This window comes from Pauljensenia sp. UMB9872 (assembly GCF_030212665.1).
In the GTDB taxonomy this organism is placed as follows: Bacteria; Actinomycetota; Actinomycetes; order Actinomycetales; family Actinomycetaceae; genus Pauljensenia; species Pauljensenia turicensis_B.
On sequence record NZ_JASOER010000005.1, the window covers coordinates 32432 to 52257 of the forward strand.

General features: G+C 57.7%; 17 protein-coding genes and 1 riboswitch. Of the genes, 3 read left to right on the forward strand and 14 right to left on the reverse strand.

Annotated elements, in window-relative coordinates; genetic code table 11:
- Positions 1–612 (reverse strand): aminoacyl-tRNA hydrolase, encoded by a 612-nt coding sequence (gene pth / locus QP109_RS03025; RefSeq protein WP_101627572.1) that lies wholly within the window; start codon positions 610–612, stop codon positions 1–3.
- Positions 613–759: 147 nt separating this feature from the next.
- On the opposite strand from pth, the gene QP109_RS03030 reads away from it, so the two are divergent.
- Together QP109_RS03030 and QP109_RS03035 are read left to right on the forward strand one after the other, a co-directional pair.
- Positions 760–1308, forward strand: a complete 549-nt coding sequence (locus QP109_RS03030) for a 2'-5' RNA ligase family protein (RefSeq protein WP_101627573.1) — start codon at positions 760–762, stop codon at positions 1306–1308.
- 77 nt (positions 1309–1385) lie between these two features.
- Positions 1386–2516, forward strand: coding sequence for a YihY/virulence factor BrkB family protein (locus tag QP109_RS03035; protein WP_285023223.1), 1131 nt, complete (start codon positions 1386–1388; stop codon positions 2514–2516).
- Between the two features lie 150 nt (positions 2517–2666).
- Here the strand turns inward: QP109_RS03035 and QP109_RS03040 are convergent, their stop codons facing one another.
- The 8 genes from QP109_RS03040 to QP109_RS03075 all read right to left on the reverse strand — a co-directional run bounded on the left by QP109_RS03040 (position 2667) and on the right by QP109_RS03075 (position 10816).
- The gene (locus QP109_RS03040; RefSeq protein WP_285023287.1) at positions 2667–3473 is read right to left on the reverse strand and encodes an exodeoxyribonuclease III; all 807 of its coding nucleotides are present in this window, start codon (positions 3471–3473) and stop codon (positions 2667–2669) included.
- 27 nt (positions 3474–3500) lie between these two features.
- Positions 3501–4499: an ornithine carbamoyltransferase gene (gene argF, locus QP109_RS03045; RefSeq protein WP_285023224.1), complete on the reverse strand. Its 999-nt coding sequence runs from the start codon at positions 4497–4499 to the stop codon at positions 3501–3503.
- Between the two features lie 65 nt (positions 4500–4564).
- Positions 4565–5797: an arginine deiminase gene (locus QP109_RS03050; protein ID WP_285023289.1), complete on the reverse strand. Its 1233-nt coding sequence runs from the start codon at positions 5795–5797 to the stop codon at positions 4565–4567.
- An 82-nt stretch (positions 5798–5879) separates the two neighbouring features.
- Positions 5880–6773: a bifunctional methylenetetrahydrofolate dehydrogenase/methenyltetrahydrofolate cyclohydrolase gene (locus tag QP109_RS03055; protein ID WP_285023225.1), complete on the reverse strand. Its 894-nt coding sequence runs from the start codon at positions 6771–6773 to the stop codon at positions 5880–5882.
- Positions 6770–8062: a serine hydroxymethyltransferase gene (gene glyA, locus QP109_RS03060; protein WP_285023226.1), complete on the reverse strand. Its 1293-nt coding sequence runs from the start codon at positions 8060–8062 to the stop codon at positions 6770–6772. Before glyA ends, QP109_RS03055 begins: the two co-directional genes overlap by 4 nt.
- 40 nt (positions 8063–8102) lie before the next feature.
- Positions 8103–8186, reverse strand: a riboswitch (ZMP/ZTP riboswitch).
- A gap of 203 nt (positions 8187–8389) precedes the next feature.
- On the reverse strand, positions 8390–9256 hold the full coding sequence (purU, locus tag QP109_RS03065; RefSeq protein WP_101627580.1) for a formyltetrahydrofolate deformylase: 867 nt from the start codon (positions 9254–9256) through the stop codon (positions 8390–8392).
- 142 nt (positions 9257–9398) lie between these two features.
- On the reverse strand, positions 9399–9596 hold the full coding sequence (locus QP109_RS03070) for a hypothetical protein (RefSeq protein ID WP_285023228.1): 198 nt from the start codon (positions 9594–9596) through the stop codon (positions 9399–9401).
- 230 nt (positions 9597–9826) lie between these two features.
- The gene (locus QP109_RS03075; protein ID WP_101627582.1) at positions 9827–10816 is read right to left on the reverse strand and encodes a malate dehydrogenase; all 990 of its coding nucleotides are present in this window, start codon (positions 10814–10816) and stop codon (positions 9827–9829) included.
- 242 nt (positions 10817–11058) lie between these two features.
- Between QP109_RS03075 and QP109_RS03080 the strand changes: the two genes are divergently transcribed.
- Positions 11059–12174, forward strand: coding sequence for a PPK2 family polyphosphate kinase (locus QP109_RS03080; RefSeq protein WP_285023230.1), 1116 nt, complete (start codon positions 11059–11061; stop codon positions 12172–12174).
- A 147-nt stretch (positions 12175–12321) separates the two neighbouring features.
- On the opposite strand, the gene pgi is transcribed toward QP109_RS03080, so the two are convergent.
- From pgi to QP109_RS03105, 5 genes are all read right to left on the reverse strand, one after another.
- A complete protein-coding gene (gene pgi / locus QP109_RS03085; protein ID WP_285023231.1) occupies positions 12322–13998 on the reverse strand; it encodes a glucose-6-phosphate isomerase in 1677 nt (558 codons plus the stop codon).
- A 91-nt stretch (positions 13999–14089) separates the two neighbouring features.
- On the reverse strand, positions 14090–16369 hold the full coding sequence (locus tag QP109_RS03090; RefSeq protein WP_285023232.1) for a 6-phosphofructokinase: 2280 nt from the start codon (positions 16367–16369) through the stop codon (positions 14090–14092).
- A gap of 255 nt (positions 16370–16624) precedes the next feature.
- The gene (locus QP109_RS03095; protein WP_101627585.1) at positions 16625–17950 is read right to left on the reverse strand and encodes a dicarboxylate/amino acid:cation symporter; all 1326 of its coding nucleotides are present in this window, start codon (positions 17948–17950) and stop codon (positions 16625–16627) included.
- A gap of 195 nt (positions 17951–18145) precedes the next feature.
- Positions 18146–19363 (reverse strand): NADP-dependent isocitrate dehydrogenase, encoded by a 1218-nt coding sequence (locus QP109_RS03100; RefSeq protein WP_285023233.1) that lies wholly within the window; start codon positions 19361–19363, stop codon positions 18146–18148.
- Positions 19364–19518: 155 nt separating this feature from the next.
- Positions 19519–19815 (reverse strand): DUF3017 domain-containing protein, encoded by a 297-nt coding sequence (locus QP109_RS03105; protein ID WP_243381084.1) that lies wholly within the window; start codon positions 19813–19815, stop codon positions 19519–19521.
- Positions 19816–19826 lie beyond the last annotated feature (11 nt).

Here is a 19826-nt window from a genome sequence, read left to right on the forward strand (position 1 = left end):
TTACTTCCCTGAGTTCGCTGAGTGCAGAGCCATCTGAGTCGGAGCAAAACCGTTTGTCACGATGGATTCGACAACATCGGCAGCATTTTCAAAGGTCACGTCCCATTCGGGGCGGTCTTTGGCGCTCAGACGAGCAAGGACAAAGTCTGCGGGGGCCTGCCTGCCCGGCGGGCGACCGATACCAATACGCAGGCGATGATAGTCCTTCGTTCCAAGGACCTGAGAAATGGACTTCAACCCGTTGTGGCCGCCTTCGCCACCGCCCTTTTTCAAGCGAAGCTCATGCGCAGGAAGATCCAGATCGTCGTGAATGACTAGAAGATGATCGGCATCGATTCCAAGGAACTTCATCAGTCGGCCAACCGGGCCACCCGAGGTGTTCATATAGGAATCCGACTTTGCGAGCACAACTTTCGGGCCGGGCACACCGCCGGGAAGAATCCCAAGACGCACATCCGCTACGTGGGTGCCACTTCGATGAGATGACCACGATGCACCTGTACGTTGGAGCAACACATCTTCGGTCAATTGACCGACATTGTGACGGGTCGCAGCATACTGCTCCCCCGGATTACCAAGGCCAACAACAAGCCACGTGGATGAAGACGTCATACGTCGATTCTGCCATTAGCGTCCACACAATGACGTATAAGGCGTTGCACACCACGCGGACCGAAGTGGGTTAGCGGGCATATGCGTTGCTCACGTAGGCTTGTCAGCAGCTACTCCGCTTGTTCACCATCTACCCTAGGCATTGCAATGTTTCTTCCTCAGCGTTCCCCCGGCCAAGACTGGCTTGGTGTCGTTGTTGCAATCCCGGAGCCGTGGGTCACACAGCTGACAGAACTTCGCCTGAACCTCGGAGATCTTCAAGGGTCGATGGTGCCGGCGCACATTACGATCCTTCCGCCGACGCCATTCCCCTCGGGCGAGCGTCCCGAAGTCATTCGTCATCTGCGTGAAGTGGCAAAACACCACCGCCCCTTCCGCGTGACCCTCAAAGGCAGTGGCTCGTTCCGTCCGATTTCACCGGTTGCCTTCCTCAATGTGGATCATGGTGCGCGCGAATGTGAAAGCCTCGCCGACGAAGTCCGCACTGGGCCACTGGACATCGAGCAACGTTTCCCCTACCACCCGCACGTCACCTTGGCACAGGGTCTTGAGGATCCTGTGCTTGACTTGGCTGAAGATATCGGCAACACCTTCGAAGCCTCGTGGATTGTCCCCGGATTCCGCCTCGACAAAGTCGATGAACGAGGTATGTACTCCACCATGGCCCTATTCGACTTCGAAGCAGCCACACTCTAATCTCTTCAACTCCCCCTCACTCAGGGGATCCGTCACGTTCGTTGTGTCCACTCATCCGCCACCGTTACGGTGAATACATGACGAAAGAACAGGCGGCCTCGTCCCCTCAAACACACAAGGATGCCATCCCCACTTCCGCACCCCCGCGTCTAGCTGACGCGCTCCGCGCCCCGACCCTGGGCGATAAGGTCGCCCAACTTGGCGCCTGGTGGGCACATACGCGCCTAGCGCGTATGCTCGCACGCTACAACCAGGTCTCCGGCAACCTGATTTCTTCAGGCATGGCTCTGACCGCAATCCTGTCATTGACCGCCGCTTTGACCGTTCTTGTCACTGTTTTCCTGTCGATCATCGGCGACAATCAGGAGCTCCGCACCGCATTCTTCGATGCGATTGCGCAGGCCATCCCATCCCTGATCCAAACAGATGACAACCCGAACGGAATGGTCAGCCCCGATGATTTCGTGATGACCGGAGCCGTGTCGATTACCGGCATCATCGCTCTTGCGATCATGGCGTGGAGTGCCATCGGCGTGATTGGACAGCTCGCGAATTCGATTCGCAAAATGTTCGCGATCCCCACGGTCCCCGATAATCCGTTGATGCAGATTCTGCGTAATGCGCTGGGGGCACTCGGCCTTGCCCTCTCCATCATTCTGGGCGCCGGCCTTGGCATTGTCGTTGATCTTGGTGGCCAGTGGATCCTAGGCGCGATCGGTTTGTCTTCCGGACCCGTTGCCACTGCCCTGCTGAAAATTGCTTCCTACGCGGTCGCTTTCGTCGTCTATGCGTTGGTCACGTGGCTTCTCATCTGGGTTGTCGCGCGCGTTCATCCTCCGCGCAAAGACCTGATCTGGGGACTGGCAATCATCTCAGTCGCATCGATCATGCTACGAATTCTTGGCACGTCTGCTGTCAGCGCTTCGTCGAGCCCACTCCTTGCGGCGGGCGCTTCCATCATCACGCTGATCCTCTGGATCAACCTACAGATGCGAGCTTTCCTGATGGCATGCGCGTGGACGGCAAACCCGCCGGCACCCGGCAAGCCCGCAGAGGCTGACGAAGTTCATTTCACAGAGCGCCCGAACTACATCACCTGCTCGGATCCGCGAACACTGCTCTGGCCACACCACCCGATTTCCGGGGAAGTTCGCCCCGACCCGTTGTATTCGGCAAGCCGCGACTTGGAGTGGCAGACGATCAAGTAACTGCCCTCCGCCGTTAGTTCACGAGGCCGGGCAAGCTGAATACGACTGTGGGGGAACACCAGATGGTGTTCCCCCACTTCGCTTGTTTCATGCCCGAATTGAAAAGAAATCCAGAAGATTCCCTTCCAGGCTCCGCGACAGCCCTAGCGGTTAGACCTGGTAGGTCACGGTGAGTGGTGCATGATCAGAGAATCGTTGGTCGTAAGCCTGAGCGCGCCCGATCACGAATGCAGTCGCGGTCGATGCCAGAGCCGGAGTCGCATAGTGATAGTCGATGCGCCAGCCCGTGTCGTTATCGAAGGCTTTGCCTCGCCACGACCACCACGTGTACGGCCCCTGCACGTCACCGGCTAGGTCACGAACAACGTCATGCCAGCCGGCATCCACCCACTCATTCAGGAATGCGATTTCCTCGTCCAAGACACCCGCGCGCTTATTGTGGTTCGGGGTCCAGTTCTTTATGTCCTGACGTGAGCGAACAACGTTGTAGTCACCGCAGACGACAGCCTTTTCACCCGACGCAAGAATCTCAGCCATGCGCTCGCCAATGCGAGGCAGATGAGCCATCTTCGCTTCCTGCTTCGGCGTATCCTTTTCACCCGAATGGAAGTATGCGGACACAACACGAACACTCTGAGAGTCCGCGGTGACAACGGCTTCAATCCAACGCCCAGAGTCACCGTCAGTGTCCGCGTCCCCCAACCCTGCGCGAACATCATCGAGGGTTGCACGGCCTCGTCGCACTGCAATCGCAACACCCGCGCGACCTTTGATGCGACACGGCTCGGTGGCAAGCACCCACTCTTGCCCCAAGATGTCTTCGGTGATCTGAGTATCGGCGCGTACTTCCTGCATCAGCAGAACATCCGGGTCTTCGACCGCAATCCAGTCGAGGAAACCACGTTTTACCGCTGCACGGATCCCGTTCAGGTTAATGCTTGTAATCTTCACGCTTATCCCTTGTGCGTTGAATTCACCAGCGTGTCAGTCGCCCAGCGTGGCCACCATGACCGCCTTGATCGTGTGCATACGGTTTTCTGCCTGATCGAAGATGATCGAAGCGGGGCCTTCAAAGACCTCGTCGGTCACTTCGATGCCATCCATACCGGTGGCTTCAAACAGCTGCTCGCCGATCATGGTCTTACGATCGTGATACGCCGGCAGGCAGTGCATGAACTTTGCCTGCGGGCCGGCCTTTTCCATCAGCGAAGCATTCACCTGGTAGTCACGTAGCATCTCGATGCGTTCATTCCAAACATCTTTCGGCTCGCCCATCGACACCCAAATGTCAGTGTGGACGAAGTCAACACCCGCAACACCTTCATCAACGTTGTCGGTCACCGTCACCTTCGCCCCAGTTTCTTCGGCAATACGGCGTGCGTGAGCGATGCATTCTTCATCCGGCCAAAGTTCACGCGGCGCAACAATGCGGACATCAGCTCCGATCAATGCACCGTTGACCAGCAGGGAACGACCCATGTTGAAACGAGCATCACCAACGTAGGCGTAGGACACCTGATTCAGAGGCTTACCGGCGTGTTCACGCATGGTCAGCGAATCGCAGAGCATCTGAGTCGGATGCCAGTCATCGGTCAGACCATTCCACACCGGAACACCGGAGAGCTCCGAAAGAACCTCAACCTTTTCCTGCTCATCACCGCGGTATTCGATACCGTCAAACATGCGACCCAGAACGCGAGCGGTATCAGCAGTCGACTCCTTGTGTCCCATCTGCGAACCGGAAGGATCGAGGTAGGTGGTGTGCGCACCCTGATCGAAAGCTGCCACCTCGAAGGAGCAACGCGTGCGCGTCGACGTCTTCTCGAAGATCAACGCAATATTGCGCCCCTTGAGGTGCTGGACCTCGGTACCATTCTTCTTCGCTGCTTTGAGTTCAGCTGCCAGATCAATCAAAGACAGCCATTCGGCAGGAGTGAAGTCGATTTCGCGGAGGAACGGACGACCATGAAGAGCGTGAGGCATGGATGCTCCTTTTGAGATTGTGTAGGTCTGAGAGTAGGAACGTTGAACGTGAGAGGCATCAAACGTTAAACGCGTGCGGGTAAAGTATCGCGCACAATCGGGCAAGTCATGCAGTGCGCCCCGCCACGTCCGCGACCAAGTTCATTGCCGGGGATCGTAATGACCTCAAAACCCTGGTCCGAGAAGTAGTCGTTCGACACCGTATTTCGTTCGTATGACATGACGACACCGGGCTCTAGGGCAAGGAGATTCGAACCGTCATTCCACTGTTCGCGTTCGGCGGTCAAGGAATCCGTGGGGACCATCAGCACGCGAATGGAATCGAATCCCAATCCGGCAGCGATGACGTCATACATCTCATCAGCTTCGTGAACGGTGATATCCAATTCGCCAGCAACACCGGGACGAATCACCTGAGTACGAACCTTTCCCAACCCGGCATAGGCAGTAAATGTTGCTTCATCGAGCATCGTGAAGATCGTGTCGAGGTGCATCTGAGCACGCTTCTTTTCGATCTGCAGGACAATCACGGTGGACGCTACTTCGCCGGCAAAAAGCCTGCGAGCAAGACGTTCAATTCCCTGAGCAGTCGTACGTTCTGAGGCACCGATAATCATTGTGCCGTTTCCGGCGTTAATGATGTCGCCACCCTCGATTGTGGCCTGACCGTCAAGAGTCCCGTGCTTCCAGAAGGGGATGTTCAGATCAGCGAAACGCGGGTGCAACCGGTAGACGATCTCTTGGTTGATCGTTTCGCGACGACGAGCCGGTTTCCGCATAGACAAAACCGCAACTCCCCCGCCGATCCACGATGAGGTGTCACGGGTGAACAGGTGGTTCGGCAAGGGGGCAAGAATGAAGTCATCCAAGTCCATTCCGGAGATCCAGGCCGACTTCGGTTCATCGATCTGTTCTAAAAGCTCACGCTTCGTCATACCGGCAATCAAGATCTCGGCAAGGCGAGACGAATCCAGTCCGGCTGCAAAAGCGCGGAGTGAATCCAAGGCTGCAGGACCAACCGTTTTATCGGTGAAAACGAGTTCTAGGGCCTCATCACGACCGCCGGGAACTTCGAGGGCTTCGGTCAAAAGAGTCGAAAAATCAAGAACCTCGATGCCACGATGACGCATCTTTGAGGTCATCACATCGTGTTCTTCTTGGGCGCGCTCCAACCAGATCACGTCATCGAAGAGGAGTTCTTCCATGTTCGTTGGCGTAATACGCGACATTTCGTTACCGGGACGGTGAACGAGGACTGTCTTCAGTGCGCCAACTTCAGATGTGACTGACGGATTCAGTGAACTCAATATTTTCAACTCCAACATATGTGACACTGGGGTGGAGCCTCAACGCCAGGCTCCACCCCAGCACCAAAAACAGTTACGCGAGGCGCTCTGCTGCCTCGACAACGTTCGTCACCAGGAGCGCGCGGGTCATGGGACCTACGCCCTTCGGGTTCGGGGACAGCCACGATGCGACTTCGTCAACACCGTCTGCAACGTCGCCGTGCAGGCGAGCCTTGCCGTCTTCCCCTTCAACGCGGGATACACCAACATCGAGCACAACTGCGCCCGGCTTCACCATGTCTTTGGTGATCAGTCCAGCACTACCCGCCGCGGCCACGACAACGTCCGCCTGACGCACGTGAGCAACAAGGTCCTTCGTACCGGTGTGGCAGACGGTGACGGTTGCATTGATTTCCTTGCGGATCAGTAGCAAACCAATTGAACGGCCAACAGTGACACCGCGACCAACAACGCACACATCCTTGCCACGAAGGTCAATGCCGTGTCGTTCCATCAGTTCGATGACGGCGCGAGGCGTGCATGGAAGCGGAGTATCGATCGGCCCAGAGCCACGAAGAACCAAGCGACCAAGGTTCATCGGGTGCAGGCCATCTGCGTCCTTGGCAGGATCGATGCGTTCTAGGATCGCGTTCTGGTCGATACCCTTCGGCAGTGGCAACTGAACGATGTAGCCCGTGCATGCCGGGTCAGCATTCAACTGGTCAATCGCCGCTTCAATTTCAGCCTGCGAAGCCGACTCCGGCAGGTCAACGCGGATGGATTCGATACCCACTTCAGCGCAGTCGCGATGTTTACCCGCAACGTAGGACACCGAACCGGGATCTTCCCCGACGAGGATCGTGCCAAGGCCGGGCACAACGCCACGAGCACGGAGATTCTTCACACGCTGGGCAAGTTCTGCCTTGATTGTGGCAGCTGTACCCGCACCGTCGAGGACCTGAGCGGGTCCTTCCCAGCCGGTCCTCATTCGCCAAGTCCAACGTAGAGCGGACGAGCGTCGGTCAGAGCCTTCACGCGCGCGCGCAGGCCGTCAACGTCAACCGATGCGCCAGATGCCCCCTGAACCAGCGTGGTACCGATGATGTCGGCGACCTCAGCGAAGTCCTTGGCGTCGAAGCCACGGGTTGCTAGAGCCGGCGTGCCGATACGCAGACCGGAGGTGCGCATCGGGGGACGCGGATCGAAGGGAACTGCGTTGCGGTTGACGGTAATGCCGACCTCGTGCAGAAGATCTTCTGCGTCGCGGCCGTCCAGCTTCGATTCGACGAGGTCAACGAGGACTAAGTGAACGTCGGTACCACCGGTGACCAGCTTGATGCCGGCCGCTTTCGCATCGTCAGCATTGAGACGATCAGCCAGTAGCTGAGCACCTTCGAGGGTGCGACGCTGGCGATCCTTGAATTCTTCGGTCTGCGCGACCTTCATGGCGATTGCCTTTGCGGCGATCGCGTGCATGAGCGGACCGCCCTGCTGGCCGGGGAAGACTGCGGAGTTAATCTTCTTGCCCCACTGCTCGCCACGTGATGACAGAATCATGCCCGAACGGGGGCCACCGATCGTCTTGTGGACGGTAGTGGTGACAATGTCAGCGTGCGGGAGTGGACTGGGGTGCAGGTCTGCTGCGACAAGGCCGGCGAAGTGTGCCATATCAACCCAGAGTGCTGCGCCGACCTCGTCAGCGATCTCGCGGAATGCCGCGAAGTCCAGATGACGCGGGTAGGCGGACCAGCCGGCGATGATGACCTTGGGGCGCTCACGCAGAGCAGCTTCGCGCACCTGCTCAGCCTCAATACGCATGGTCTCACGGTCGACCTCGTAGGCCACCGCGTTGTAGTTCTTGCCGGAGAAGTTGATCTTCATGCCGTGGGTCAGGTGACCGCCGTGAGCGAGGGACAGGCCAAGAATCGTGTCGCCCACGTTTGCCATCGCCATCAGGGCTGCGGCGTTTGCCTGTGCGCCGGCGTGTGGCTGAACGTTGACGAAGTCGGCGCCCTTGAAGACCTGTTTTGCACGCTCAATCGCAAGGTTTTCTGCGACGTCAACGGCTTCACAGCCACCGTAGTAGCGACGACCCGGGTAGCCTTCCGCGTACTTGTTCGTCAGCACGGATCCCTGCGCTTCTAGGACTGCGCGTGGGACGAAGTTCTCCGACGCAATCATTTCGAGGGTCGTCCGCTGACGTGCCAGTTCAGCGTCGAGCACAGCCTGAATCTCGGGATCCAGCTGGGCAAGAGTCATGTCATTAAGGGAATCCATTGGGTTCTCCTGCTCCTTGAACTGCCGATTTCTCGGTCGGCGCCTTAGCCCAGGCGGGCGGCTACGGTGCCTGTTCATCGCTCCCCGGTGGTTTCCCACCTGTTCGCCAGTCACGACTGCTCCACCCTATCGCGAAGCGACCAGGTCGCGCACTGCCTTCCCACGTACGAGGCCGCCTCCATCTAGGCACTCCCCGCCTACTATGGGGCGGATAGGACGAAAGCCGAAACCGGCGCTCAGGCTCACCAGCGAGAAGTGGTCTCGGCCTCGTGAATCAATTTCTCAGCAGTGGTTGTGTCACGCATCCGCCTGGGGAATAGACGAAAACTAGCGGGAGAACACCACGGTTCGCGTGCCGTCCATAAGGACGCGACGTTCGGCGTGCCAGCGGACTGCCTGAGCCAAAACGCGACGTTCCACGTCCTGGCCAAGCGCCACCATGTCCGGCGTGGAGTCGGCGTGCGTTACGCGCGTGACGTCCTGCTCGATGATCGGGCCCTCGTCCAGGTCGGCGGTCACGTAGTGCGCGGTGGCACCGATGAGCTTCACGCCACGATCATGCGCCTGCGCGTACGGGCGAGCGCCCTTGAAAGAGGGTAGGAACGAGTGGTGAATATTGATGACGCGCCCCCGCATTTCTTCGCAGATTTTCTCAGACAGAATCTGCATGTAGCGTGCCAGAACGACCAGCTCCACCTTTTCCGAGCGGATCAGGTTGAGCAACTCGCGCTCAGCGTCAGCCTTCGTTTCCTTCGTCACCGGAATGTTCAGGAAGGGAACGCCGTAGAACTGGGCAACGGGAGCAAGATCCGGGTGGTTACCCACGACCGCGACAACCTCGATCGGCAGGCCCTGGCTACGCTGACGGTAGAGCAAGTCAGTCAGGCAGTGGCCCTCGCGCGACACCATGATGACCGTACGCAGGCGACGACCGAGGGCATCAATATGCCAGGTCGCATCAAAAGTCTTCGCAACCTTCGCCAGACCTTCTTCGACGGGACCTCGACCGACCGGCGAATCAACCTCAATACGCATGAAAAACAGGCCAGAATCCGGATCCCCGAACTGCTGGGACTGAATAATATTGCCATTCACACTGCCAATCACACCCGTCACCGCGTGGACAATACCCGGCTGATCCGGGCAGGACAGTGTGATGACAAGCTTCGTGTTTTCTACGGTCGATTCACTCATGGGTACAGATTAGCGGGTTTACTCATCGCCCAGTATCCACGGCCACAATGCCTTCCGTCAGCCTGGAGAATCCAGCTCCTCGGCACGGTCGAGAATCGCTTGAGCAACGTCTTCACAAACAATCAACGAATGAGCAATGCCACTACGAAGCGACACCAGCAACGACAATGCGCAGACCCATGTGATGGCCTCCTTGCTCAACAAAACGCTCGTTCTTTTCAGAGCGTTTCTTCGGGTGTGCAAGTAATATTTCGCATTTCACGAAGGCCGCGGGCGAAATGCACGCAAGGGCGATGCCCACCGGGATGCGCAATTGTTGAGCGCGATACTCGGTGCGCATTTGCGGGTTTTTCACGAATTGCACCCACGACAGCTGAGCTTGGGGCTGTGAGTGCATTGACGCTGGTCACAAGCTTGTTTCATTCATTCTTGTAGATAGACGCGTAGTAGCGAATCAGGGGGGCACACGGTCAGAGAAAATAAAAGTGGCCACGGGCTTAGCCCGTGGCCACTTCCATCCCTGTCAATCAGACAGGATCAGCGTTTCAACGAATCGCGTTGACGCTCAGTTCACTTAATGAAACCGAGAGCCTTCACTGCGTCGTACTCTTCCTGCAGAGCCTTGATGTTGTGATCGATACCTGCGCGAGTTGCCTCGGAGATCTCCAGACCGTCGACGATCTGCCACTCGCCACCGTCAGAGGTGACCGGGAAGCCGAAGCAGAGACCTGCCGGGACATCGTAGTGGGTGCCGTCGGACATGACGCCTGCAGTGACCCATTCACCCTCGGGGGTGCCGTGGATCCAAGAGTACATGTGATCGATTGCTGCGTTCGCGGCCGATGCTGCCGAGGATGCGCCACGGGCTTCGATGATGGCAGCGCCACGCTTTGCGACAACCGGACGGTAGGTCTCTGAAAGCCATGCTTCGTCAACCAGGTCAGCAGCCTTCTTGCCAGCAACGGTCGCGTAGGAAACGTCCGGGTACTGATCTGCGGAGTGGTTGCCCCACACGACAACATCCTTGACGTCGGCAACTGTGGCGCCGGTCTTATGGGCCAGCTGAGCAACTGCACGGTTGTGGTCAAGGCGCATCATTGCGGTGAAGCGAGAGGCCGGAACGTCCGGAGCAGCGTTCTGAGCAATGGTGGCATTGGTGTTGGCCGGGTTGCCAACGACAAGGACGCGAATGTCGTCTGCTGCGCCATCGTTGATGGCCTTGCCCTGCGGGCCGAAGATGCCTGCGTTGGCCTCCAGCAGGTCTGCGCGCTCCATGCCCTGGCGACGCGGCATTGCGCCAACGAGGTAGGCAACGTTGGCGCCTTCGAATGCCTTGGTGGCATCGTCGAAGATTTCAACGCCGGCAAGGGTCGGGAATGCACAGTCGTCGAGCTCCATTGCGGTGCCCTCAGCGGCCTTCACTCCCTGGGGGATCTCAAGAAGGTTGAGCTTGACGGGGACATCGGGACCGAACAGTTGGCCGGAGGCAATACGGAAAAGCAGGGCGTAGCCAATGTTGCCGGCGGCGCCGGTGACGGTAACGATGCGAGGTTCTGCCATGATTCGGCACTCCTTCTTAGTTTGTGTGCGTCGGCGGTGTTCGCCGTCGCCTGGTGGCGGTTTCGCCACATACTGACGTTCCAAGCCTAAACGCTTTCGGCGTGGGAAAACAGGGCTAGCAGTCCTACTTTTCATACACGCAAGCACGTGATCTAGACCATGATTAGAGTTGCACGTACGTACATTCGTTTTCGAGCCTTGCATTTTCTAGGTTGTGTCGAGGTCACGCGTTGGAGGTCATCATGGGATCGAAAGAAAACACAGGTCAGGAGTCACCTGAAGACTCCATGAGCTACGTGTTTGGGCCGTCGAAGTATTGGACGGGTGATCCGCGCGATCTGCTGATTGCCTCTGATGCGTTCGACTTGAATTCCTTCATTCGTGACGCCACGCCCGGTTGGGGCGCAAGTAAAAAGAAGGCGTTGAAAGCGATGGAGAAGCGGGCGGTAGATTTTTCTGAACTCCAAGAACGCCTGTATGCCGCGTCGAAGGAAGGTGCGTCAGATTCAGTTCTGTTGATCCTTCAGGGTTTGGACACGGCTGGTAAGGGCGGAATCGTTCGCCACGTCATCGGGCAGGTGGATCCGCAGGGTGTTGCTCTGAAAGCCTTCAAAGCACCCACGGAAGAAGAGCGTGCCCACGATTTCCTTTGGCGTGTCCGCCCACACCTCCCCCGCCCGGGATACATCGGTGTTTTTGACCGCTCGCACTATGAGGATCTTCTGGTTCCCACCTCCGCGCGTTACGCCAACCAAGAATCTGTCTTCGCCGCTGATGAGGATGAGCTGAACCGTCGCTATCACGATATCTACGAGATGGAATTAGAAGCCGTTCGAGCCGGGATGAAGGTCATTAAAGTCTGCTTGGTCGTCTCCTATGAAGAACAGGGGGAACGTCTGATGGAGCGCTTGGAGCGCCCAGATAAGCACTGGAAGTTCTCCACGGGTGACCTCGATACTCGCGACAACTGGAGTGCCTACCAAGACGCCTATTCCGAAGTGATTCGCCGGACCTCGACGCGCATTGCTCCGTGGTATGTCATTCCTGGCGACCGCAAGTGGTATGCACGTTTGGCGGTCCAAGAGATCCTTGTCCGTACGCTCGAAGGCATTAACCCCACATGGCCGAAAGCCGACTTCGATGTCGATGGTGCGAAAGATCGTCTTTCGGCTTCGCTCACCCCTGAGGTTCTGTCATCTCATGCCCACGAAAAGTCAGGTGACACGGGATCCCAAGATAAGAATGAAGGCGAGTCAAAACCCAAGAAATCCAAGAAATCCGACAAGAAGAAGTCGAAGAAATCGGACGCTTCCGCTTCAAAAGATGCGCCCCACATTTCCGTGAGCGCCTGGGGATAGTTGCTCCCCGCTCGCTCCCTGCTATGAAGGGATAGAGCGACAGTAAAGTTCCGGCCTCGTCGATAATGAAATCAACGAGGCCGGAACTGTGTCGCTACACTTGCCGCGCACCGCTGTCAAACCGGCGCAGCACTTAGCTGAGAAGGCTCACTTGCGGTTCGCGCGGTAGTACTCGATGAGAGCCTTCGTGGAGGCATCCTGCGCGTCGAATGCAGCCGAGTCACCTTCGATGGCCGGCAGGATCTGTTTGGCCAGGACTTTGCCTAGCTCTACGCCCCACTGGTCGAAGGAATCGATGCCCCAGACGGCGCCCTGGACGAAGGTGATGTGCTCGTAGAGAGCAATCAGTTCGCCAAGAACACGCGGGGTCAGGGCCGGTGCCATGATCGACGTGGTCGGGCGATTACCGGTGAAGACTCGAGCCGAAACGATGGCCTCCGGGGTGCCCTCAGCGCGAACCTCGTCCGAGGTCTTGCCAAATGCCAGAGCCTTCGTCTGAGCCAGGAAGTTCGACAGGAACAGCTCGTGCATGTCGGCCTCGCCATCCTTCAGAGGCCACGCCGGGTTAGCGAAGGCAATGAAGTCGGCAGGAACCATGCGGGTGCCCTGGTGAATCAGCTGGTAGAAGGCATGCTGGCCGTTGGTGCCTGGTTCGCCCCAGAAGACCTCGCCGGTCTCGTAGGTGACGGGAGCACCATCGCGCCGGACGGACTTGCCGTTCGACTCCATGGTCAGCTGTTGAAGGTAGGCCGGGAAGCGGTGCAGGTACTGCGAGTACGGCAGGACAGCGTGCGTGTCGGCACCGAGGAAGTTCGAGTACCAGACGTTCAGCATGCCCATGAGGACAGGCAGGTTTTCTTCCGGCTTCGCGGTGGCGAAGTGGACATCCATCGCATTGAAGCCCTCAAGGAATTCAGCGAAGCCATCCGGGCCGATCGCGATTGCCAGCGAGGTGCCGACAGCGGAATCCACGGAGTAGCGGCCGCCAACCCAGGACCAGAAGCCGAAAGCATTGTTCGGGTCGATGCCGAACTCAGCGACCTTGTCCAGAGCGGTGGACACGGCGACGAAGTGCTTGGCGATGGCGTCCTTCTCGGTTGCTTCGTCGGTGACGATGCCACGGTCGCGCAGGGCGCCGAGGAACCAGTCGCGCACAACCTTGGCGTTCGTGATCGTTTCAAGCGTCGTAAACGTCTTCGACGCAACAATAACCAGGGTGGTTTCCGGATCGAGATCCTTCGTGGTCTCCCCCGCGTCGGTCGGATCAATGTTCGAGATGAAACGGCATTCAAGGCCATCCTGAACAAAGGGCTTCAGGGCCTCGTAGGCCATGACCGGACCAAGGTCTGAGCCACCGATACCAACGTTGACAACCGTTTCAACCGGCTTGCCGGTAATACCGGTCCATTCGCCGGAGCGAACGCGCTCTGCGAAGTCGTAGACCTTGTTCAGAACCTCGTGAACGTCCGCGATCGCATCCTGGCCGTCAACGGTCAGCTCGTCAGTTGCCGGGCGACGCAACGCGGTGTGCAGAACAGCGCGGTCTTCGGTGACATTAATGTGCTCACCGGCGAACATGCGGTCGCGCAGGTCGTAGACGCCAGTCTGCTCAGCCAGCGCCAGCAGGTCAGCAAGCACGTCTTCGTCAATCAGGTTCTTCGAGAAATCAACGTGCAGGTCGGCACCGTCAATCGTCCAGCGAGTTGCACGGTTCGGATCAGCTGCGAACCAAGCGCGAAGGTCCGGATCAAAAGCGTCGGCATGTTCGTCCAGTGCTTCCCACGCGGGAGTCATTGTGGGGTCAACGACCGGATTGTCAGTCATGAATTCTCCTGTATCAATGGATCTGCGATGAGTTCGCACTTCTTGAATGAAAAATATCAGTTTTATTCGAATCCGATGATTCGGCGATGACTTACTCGGGATCTGCGATGGAAATCTCGACAGCAGGCTTACCCGAATCCTTCATCGAAACGATGCGCTGAACCGGGCTGAGCTCTCGCCACCACTGATCGAACGGACGACGATTGCGGATATCCAGATCCTCAAACATGTTCTTCACCAGGCGAGCTTCGATGTGGTTGCGCACCTGACCGATGTACACGCCCTCGGATTCGCCACGATTGAACTGGTTATTGATGTGGTCGAGCGCGCGGTGAGCAAGGCGCGTTGCCAGCAGGCGGTCGAACGGGCTGGGCGAACCACCCTGTTGCAGGTGGCCGAGCGCGGAATGACGCACGTCGTATTTGCCGTCAGATTCTGCCTCGTACACGGACGCAAGGAATTCGCGGTCGTAGTACTTCGACACTGCCTCGTTGACGAGGACCAGGAACAGGCGACGTCCTTCAGCGAAGGAATCAACCATGCGCTTCGTGTCATCAGCGATCTCATTCAGAGTCACATCATCTTCGTTGAGATAGATGTACTCAGCACCGGATGACAGTGACGCCATCAGCGTCAGGTACCCGCAACGTCGTCCCATGATTTCGGCGACGAAACAACGCTTGGTTGCTGCGGCGGATTCCTTGATGCGGTCAAGCGCCCAGGTGGCATTGTTGATCGCGGTATCGGCACCGATCGAAAGTTCCGAACCGGGCAGGTTGTTGTCGATGGAGGCGGGAACCAGAACGATCGGGATACGGAACGCCGGATAGCGGTCACGCTCGGAGATCATCGAGTGGACAGCAAGGTAGGCGTTCAGGCCACCAATAACGATCAGCGCATCCAATTCGTTACGTTCAATAGCGCGTCCCAGCGCGTAGAACTGCTCAACTTCGGGGACATCGCGCCTCGTGCCGAGTTCCGCGCCACCCTTGAACGCCCAGCCTTCAACGTCAGCCCAGGTCAGTTCCTTGACCGCGTTATCGGCCAACCCCTTCCACGAGCCTTCGATTCCCAGCATCGTCCAACCGCGGGCGATACCCAAGCGGACTGCCGCGCGCGCTGCCGTGTTCATGCCGGGTGCAAGACCGCCAGCGTGCAGGATACCGATTCGACGAGGCTTTTCAGTAGGTTCGAGCGTCAGCTGAGGCGGAGTCGAAAGGATCGTGTTAATTTCGACCATCGTCGTGAAAGAAACACCGCGCGAAGCCTGGGCAGCTTCATAGTCGCCGGCCGCAATCAGGTGTTTGACCGCGCGAGTATCGTGCACCGCCTTCATCAGCGGAATACGGGTCACGCGATTGTGGCGGACACCCAGAACATTCGGGGTGTCTTCCGGCGTTGCTGAAAGCATTTCCTGAACAGCGGCGTAGCCAAGCAACGATGACATCCAGCGGTCATAGGCTGACGGCGAGCCACCACGCTGGACATGGCCAAGGATCGTCACGCGCGCATCTTCACCCGTGCGCTCAGTAATCACATTGGCAATGTGTTGAGTGGTCAGTACATTGCCCTCGCGGTCGGTTGCACCTTCGGCGACCAACACGATGGATTCGCGTCGCCCTGCTTCACGACCCAAACGCAGGTGTTCAGCGAGGTCTTCTTCCCAGCCCGGTCCAACCGGATCTTCGGGGGTAAACACGTAGTCGGCACCACCGGCAACCGCTGCCATCAGGGGTAGGTAGCCACAATGGCGACCCATGACCTCGACAACGAAGGTGCGCTGGTGAGACGCTGCCGTGGATGTCAGCTGGTCCATCGCGTCCAAAATGCGATGGAGTGCGGTATCCGCACCGATTGTCATGTCGGTGCCCACCATGTCATTGTCGATCGAGCCGACAAGACCAACAACCATCAGAGCCGGATGCTTTGCTGCCTTTTCTTCACTGAGCACGCCTTCATCAACGAGTTCGCGAATGTGTTGCGACCATTCGCCTCGGAATTCATCCGTGCCAGAGAGGGAGCCGTCGCCACCAATAACGACAAGGTGGTCAATACCGTGTTCGACCAGATTCTTCGCGGCCGCATGCCGACCCTCGTAATCGCGGAATTCTGGACACCGGGCCGTACCGATAACCGTGCCACCCTCGGCGAGGATTGATGAGACGTCCGACCAGCAGAGCTTCTTGATCGCATCTCCACCTTTAACGGCGCCAGACCAGCCTTCCATGACCGCATAGGGTTGGGCGCCCACGGCAAGCGCAGTTCTCACGACGGCGCGGACGGCCGCATTCATTCCCTGCGCGTCACCGCCTGATGTGAGAACGCCGATCTTGAAGTCAGCGGGGGCTTTGAGCGGTTGCGGAGTAGCCATTGCGTGAAGCTCCATTCCTGTTCACGGTCTGAAAGTGTTACCAGCCTCGTCCAGTTTACGGCGAAGCGGGAAGTGATGGGTAGAGCAATCGAGTATTCAGGCTTGCCAGAACAGTTTTCGGACATAAAAGAGTGGTGACCCGTATGTCTCATTGCGGGCCACCACTCTTAGGGGGCATGTGAGCTCGTGCGTTGAAGAATCAGCGTCTATTCGGTTGATGACGAATAATGATGGGTACGCGCGCGAGCCAATCCGTCAGTTACTAGCCGACGGGTTCGCAGCAGCAGATGCAGCGAGTTCTTCGGCGCTGACAACGCCTTCGACCGAGACGCGGTCAAGGTAAGCCATACCGTCGAAGGAGAGCTCGCGAGCGTTCTCCGGATCGCCTTCTGCGCCGATCTTGCCACCGGCCATCCGGTCAACGATGATCGCGATTGCGCCGTCACCGGTCACATTGGTTGCGGTGCCGAAGGAGTCGAGGGCGATGTAGGTGGCGATCATGAGGGCAACCTGGGCATCGTCGAAGCCAAGCATTGACGAGAGTAGACCGGTTGCTGCCATGATTGCACCGCCGGGAACGCCGGGGGCTGCGACCATCGTGATGCCGAGCATGAAGATGAAGCCAACCCACTGCACGGGACCGACATCGATGCCCTGGGTGATGACGATGGCGAACGCGAATGCGAAAATCTTCGAGGTCGAGCCTGCTAGGTGGATCGTTGCACAGAGCGGAATGGTGAAGGACGCAACGGCGTCGGAGATGCCGTTCTTCTTTGCCTGACGCAGAGTGACCGGGATAGTCGCCGCGGACGACGAGGTGCCGAGTGCCGTCAGGTAGGCGGGCATCATGGTGAGCAGCGACGTGATCGGGTTCTTCTTGCCGATTGCGCCAGCAACGATGTACTGCGTGAGCAGGATGACGACCTCAAGCAGGAGGACGACGACAACAACGCGGACCAGGGTGCGCATAATGTCCCACGCCTCACCGGTGTAGGTGAGGTTCAAGAAGATACCAAAGATGTGCAGGGGCAACAGCGGGATGATGATGCGCTCGATGAGCTTGGTGATGATGGCGCGGAATTCAATGAAGCCCTTACGCATAACGCCACGCGGGATCATTGCAAGTCCGATGCCGACCACGAAGGAGAGCAACAGCGCGGTCATAACCGGGACAGCTGCAGGCATTTCGATGGTGAAGAACGATTCGAGTGCCGAGCCGGGCTCGGTAACGTCAGCAAGACCGTTCGAAAGGAGCTTCGGGAAGACGGTTGCTGTGACTAGGTAGGTCAGGAAGCCTGCGAAAAGAGTCGAGGTGTAGGCCAGCGCAGCGGTAATGCCGAGCCACTTGCCCGCGCCACGTCCGAGATCAGCAATAGCCGGAGTGACCAGACCGATGATAATGAGCGGAATCGAGAAGGACAGGAACTGGCTGAAGATAGCTGAGAATGTCGCGAAGACTCGTCCAACTGCGACAGGCACCAGGTGCGAGTCACCTACTTTGATGGATCCCAGCACGAGGGCGAGGACGATTGCAACGAGCACCCACACGAGGATGCTGCTCTTCTCCATAAACTTTCGCATGATTTTCCTTGAGTCGTTCGACTGATCGGGATACGTACAGGATGCCCGCAGACCGCATTCCGATTAGTTTTCGTTCACTATTCGAACATTCCGACACCGCTACTCGGGCAGTTTCATGCGCTATATAGCTATATAGACGAAACCGGAGCGGGGAAGCCGAAGCTCACCGCACCCCAGTTTCGTTGTGCGAGCAGATCAAGCGAGGGCTTTCGCCAGATTATCGTCGAGCGTCGCAAGGAACTCTTCAGTGGTGAGCCACGGAGTATCGCCACCGACCAGACGAGACAGATCGCGCGTCATCTTGCCTGAAAGAACCGTGTCAATGATGACCTTCTCAAGCTTGTAGGAGAAGTCGATAATCTCAGGCGTATTATCAAGCATTCCTCGATGAGCAAGACCGCGGGTCCAAGCGAAAATCGAGGCAATCGGGTTGGTTGACGTTGGTTCCCCCGCCTGGTGTTTGCGGTAGTGGCGGGTGACAGTGCCGTGAGCGGCTTCAGCTTCCATCGTACGACCATCTGGGGTCATCAGGACGGAGGTCATTAGACCCAGCGAGCCGAATCCCTGGGCGACAGTATCCGACTGAACGTCACCGTCGTAGTTCTTGCACGCCCAGACGTAGCCACCTTCCCAGCGCAAGGACGAGGCAACCATGTCATCAATCAGACGATGTTCGTAGGTCAAGCCAACTTCGGCGAACTTGTCCTTATATTCGCGCTCGAAAACATCGGCAAAAATGTCCTTGAACGCACCATCGTAGGCCTTGAGGATCGTGTTCTTCGTCGACAGGAAGACCGGATAGTTGCGCTTGAGTCCATATTCAAAGGATGCTCGAGCGAAGTCTGCGATCGATTCGTTGAAGTTGTACATGCCCATCGTGACGCCACCACCTTCAGGCATACGGATCACTTCGTGCTCAATCGGTTCCGACCCATCGTCGGGAGTGAAGGTCAGCGTGATGGTGCCCGCTCCCGGAACCTTAAAGTCAGTCGCACGGTACTGGTCGCCGAATGCGTGTCGACCGATAACGATCGGCTTGGTCCATCCGGGGACGAGGCGCGGAATGTTGTCAATAATGATTGGTTCACGGAAGACAACGCCACCAAGAATATTGCGAATCGTGCCGTTGGGGCTACGCCACATCTTCTTCAGGCCGAACTCTTCAACACGCGCCTCATCGGGAGTGATTGTCGCGCACTTGACGCCCACGCCGTGCTCTTTGATCGCGTTGGCGGCATCGATCGTCACCTGGTCGTCAGTCGCGTCGCGATTCTGGATCGACAGGTCGTAGTAGCGCAGATCAACATCCAGGTACGGGTGGATCAGGCGGTCTTTAATGAACTGCCACATGATGCGGGTCATTTCGTCGCCATCGAGTTCAACGACCGGGCCTGCAACCTTCATTTTCGACATCGTTTCTCTTTTCGTCGGGCGAGCTGGCGCTGCGCGAGAAATTATCTTGACATCAAGATTACTTGATTAAATACACTCTCGCCCACAGATGAGACAGAAGAAATACGCTCACCAACGTAAAGATCCCGACAACACAAACATGTCGGGCTGACTAGTTAGGACAGGAGGTTCATCGTTGCCGTGAACGGCGAAAAATACCAAATACCAAGCGCCAAGAAAGCGAGCACCACGGCATCCGTCCACCGATTACGCGAAGCAAACCACGGGCGTCCCGGCAAAACAAGACGCGCACCAGCCATCACAAGCAACGTGCCAGCAAGGGCATAGACCGCACGATGAGGGTGGTTCAAAAGCGCAAAAATCGTCGTAGCGCCAACACCGACGAGGACGAAAATGATCGTCCCCCAGTACGCATACGACGGCGACATATTCACTCGCAACTGCTTCTTCACACTGCAAGCCT

Excerpts from the sequence above, each read along its gene's own strand:
- pth (WP_101627572.1), bottom strand. The coding sequence starts at position 612 with ATGACGTCTTCATCCACGTGGCTTGTTGTTGGCCTTGGTAATCCGGGG.
- QP109_RS03030 (WP_101627573.1), top strand. The coding sequence starts at position 760 with ATGTTTCTTCCTCAGCGTTCCCCCGGCCAAGACTGGCTTGGTGTCGTT.
- QP109_RS03035 (WP_285023223.1), top strand. The coding sequence starts at position 1,386 with ATGACGAAAGAACAGGCGGCCTCGTCCCCTCAAACACACAAGGATGCC.
- argF (WP_285023224.1), bottom strand. The coding sequence starts at position 4,499 with ATGCCTCACGCTCTTCATGGTCGTCCGTTCCTCCGCGAAATCGACTTC.
- QP109_RS03055 (WP_285023225.1), bottom strand. The coding sequence starts at position 6,773 with ATGAGGACCGGCTGGGAAGGACCCGCTCAGGTCCTCGACGGTGCGGGT.
- glyA (WP_285023226.1), bottom strand. The coding sequence starts at position 8,062 with ATGGATTCCCTTAATGACATGACTCTTGCCCAGCTGGATCCCGAGATT.
- purU (WP_101627580.1), bottom strand. The coding sequence starts at position 9,256 with ATGAGTGAATCGACCGTAGAAAACACGAAGCTTGTCATCACACTGTCC.
- QP109_RS03070 (WP_285023228.1), bottom strand. The coding sequence starts at position 9,596 with ATGCGCACCGAGTATCGCGCTCAACAATTGCGCATCCCGGTGGGCATC.
- QP109_RS03075 (WP_101627582.1), bottom strand. The coding sequence starts at position 10,816 with ATGGCAGAACCTCGCATCGTTACCGTCACCGGCGCCGCCGGCAACATT.
- QP109_RS03080 (WP_285023230.1), top strand. The coding sequence starts at position 11,059 with ATGGGATCGAAAGAAAACACAGGTCAGGAGTCACCTGAAGACTCCATG.
- pgi (WP_285023231.1), bottom strand. The coding sequence starts at position 13,998 with ATGACTGACAATCCGGTCGTTGACCCCACAATGACTCCCGCGTGGGAA.
- QP109_RS03090 (WP_285023232.1), bottom strand. The coding sequence starts at position 16,369 with ATGGCTACTCCGCAACCGCTCAAAGCCCCCGCTGACTTCAAGATCGGC.
- QP109_RS03095 (WP_101627585.1), bottom strand. The coding sequence starts at position 17,950 with ATGCGAAAGTTTATGGAGAAGAGCAGCATCCTCGTGTGGGTGCTCGTT.
- QP109_RS03100 (WP_285023233.1), bottom strand. The coding sequence starts at position 19,363 with ATGTCGAAAATGAAGGTTGCAGGCCCGGTCGTTGAACTCGATGGCGAC.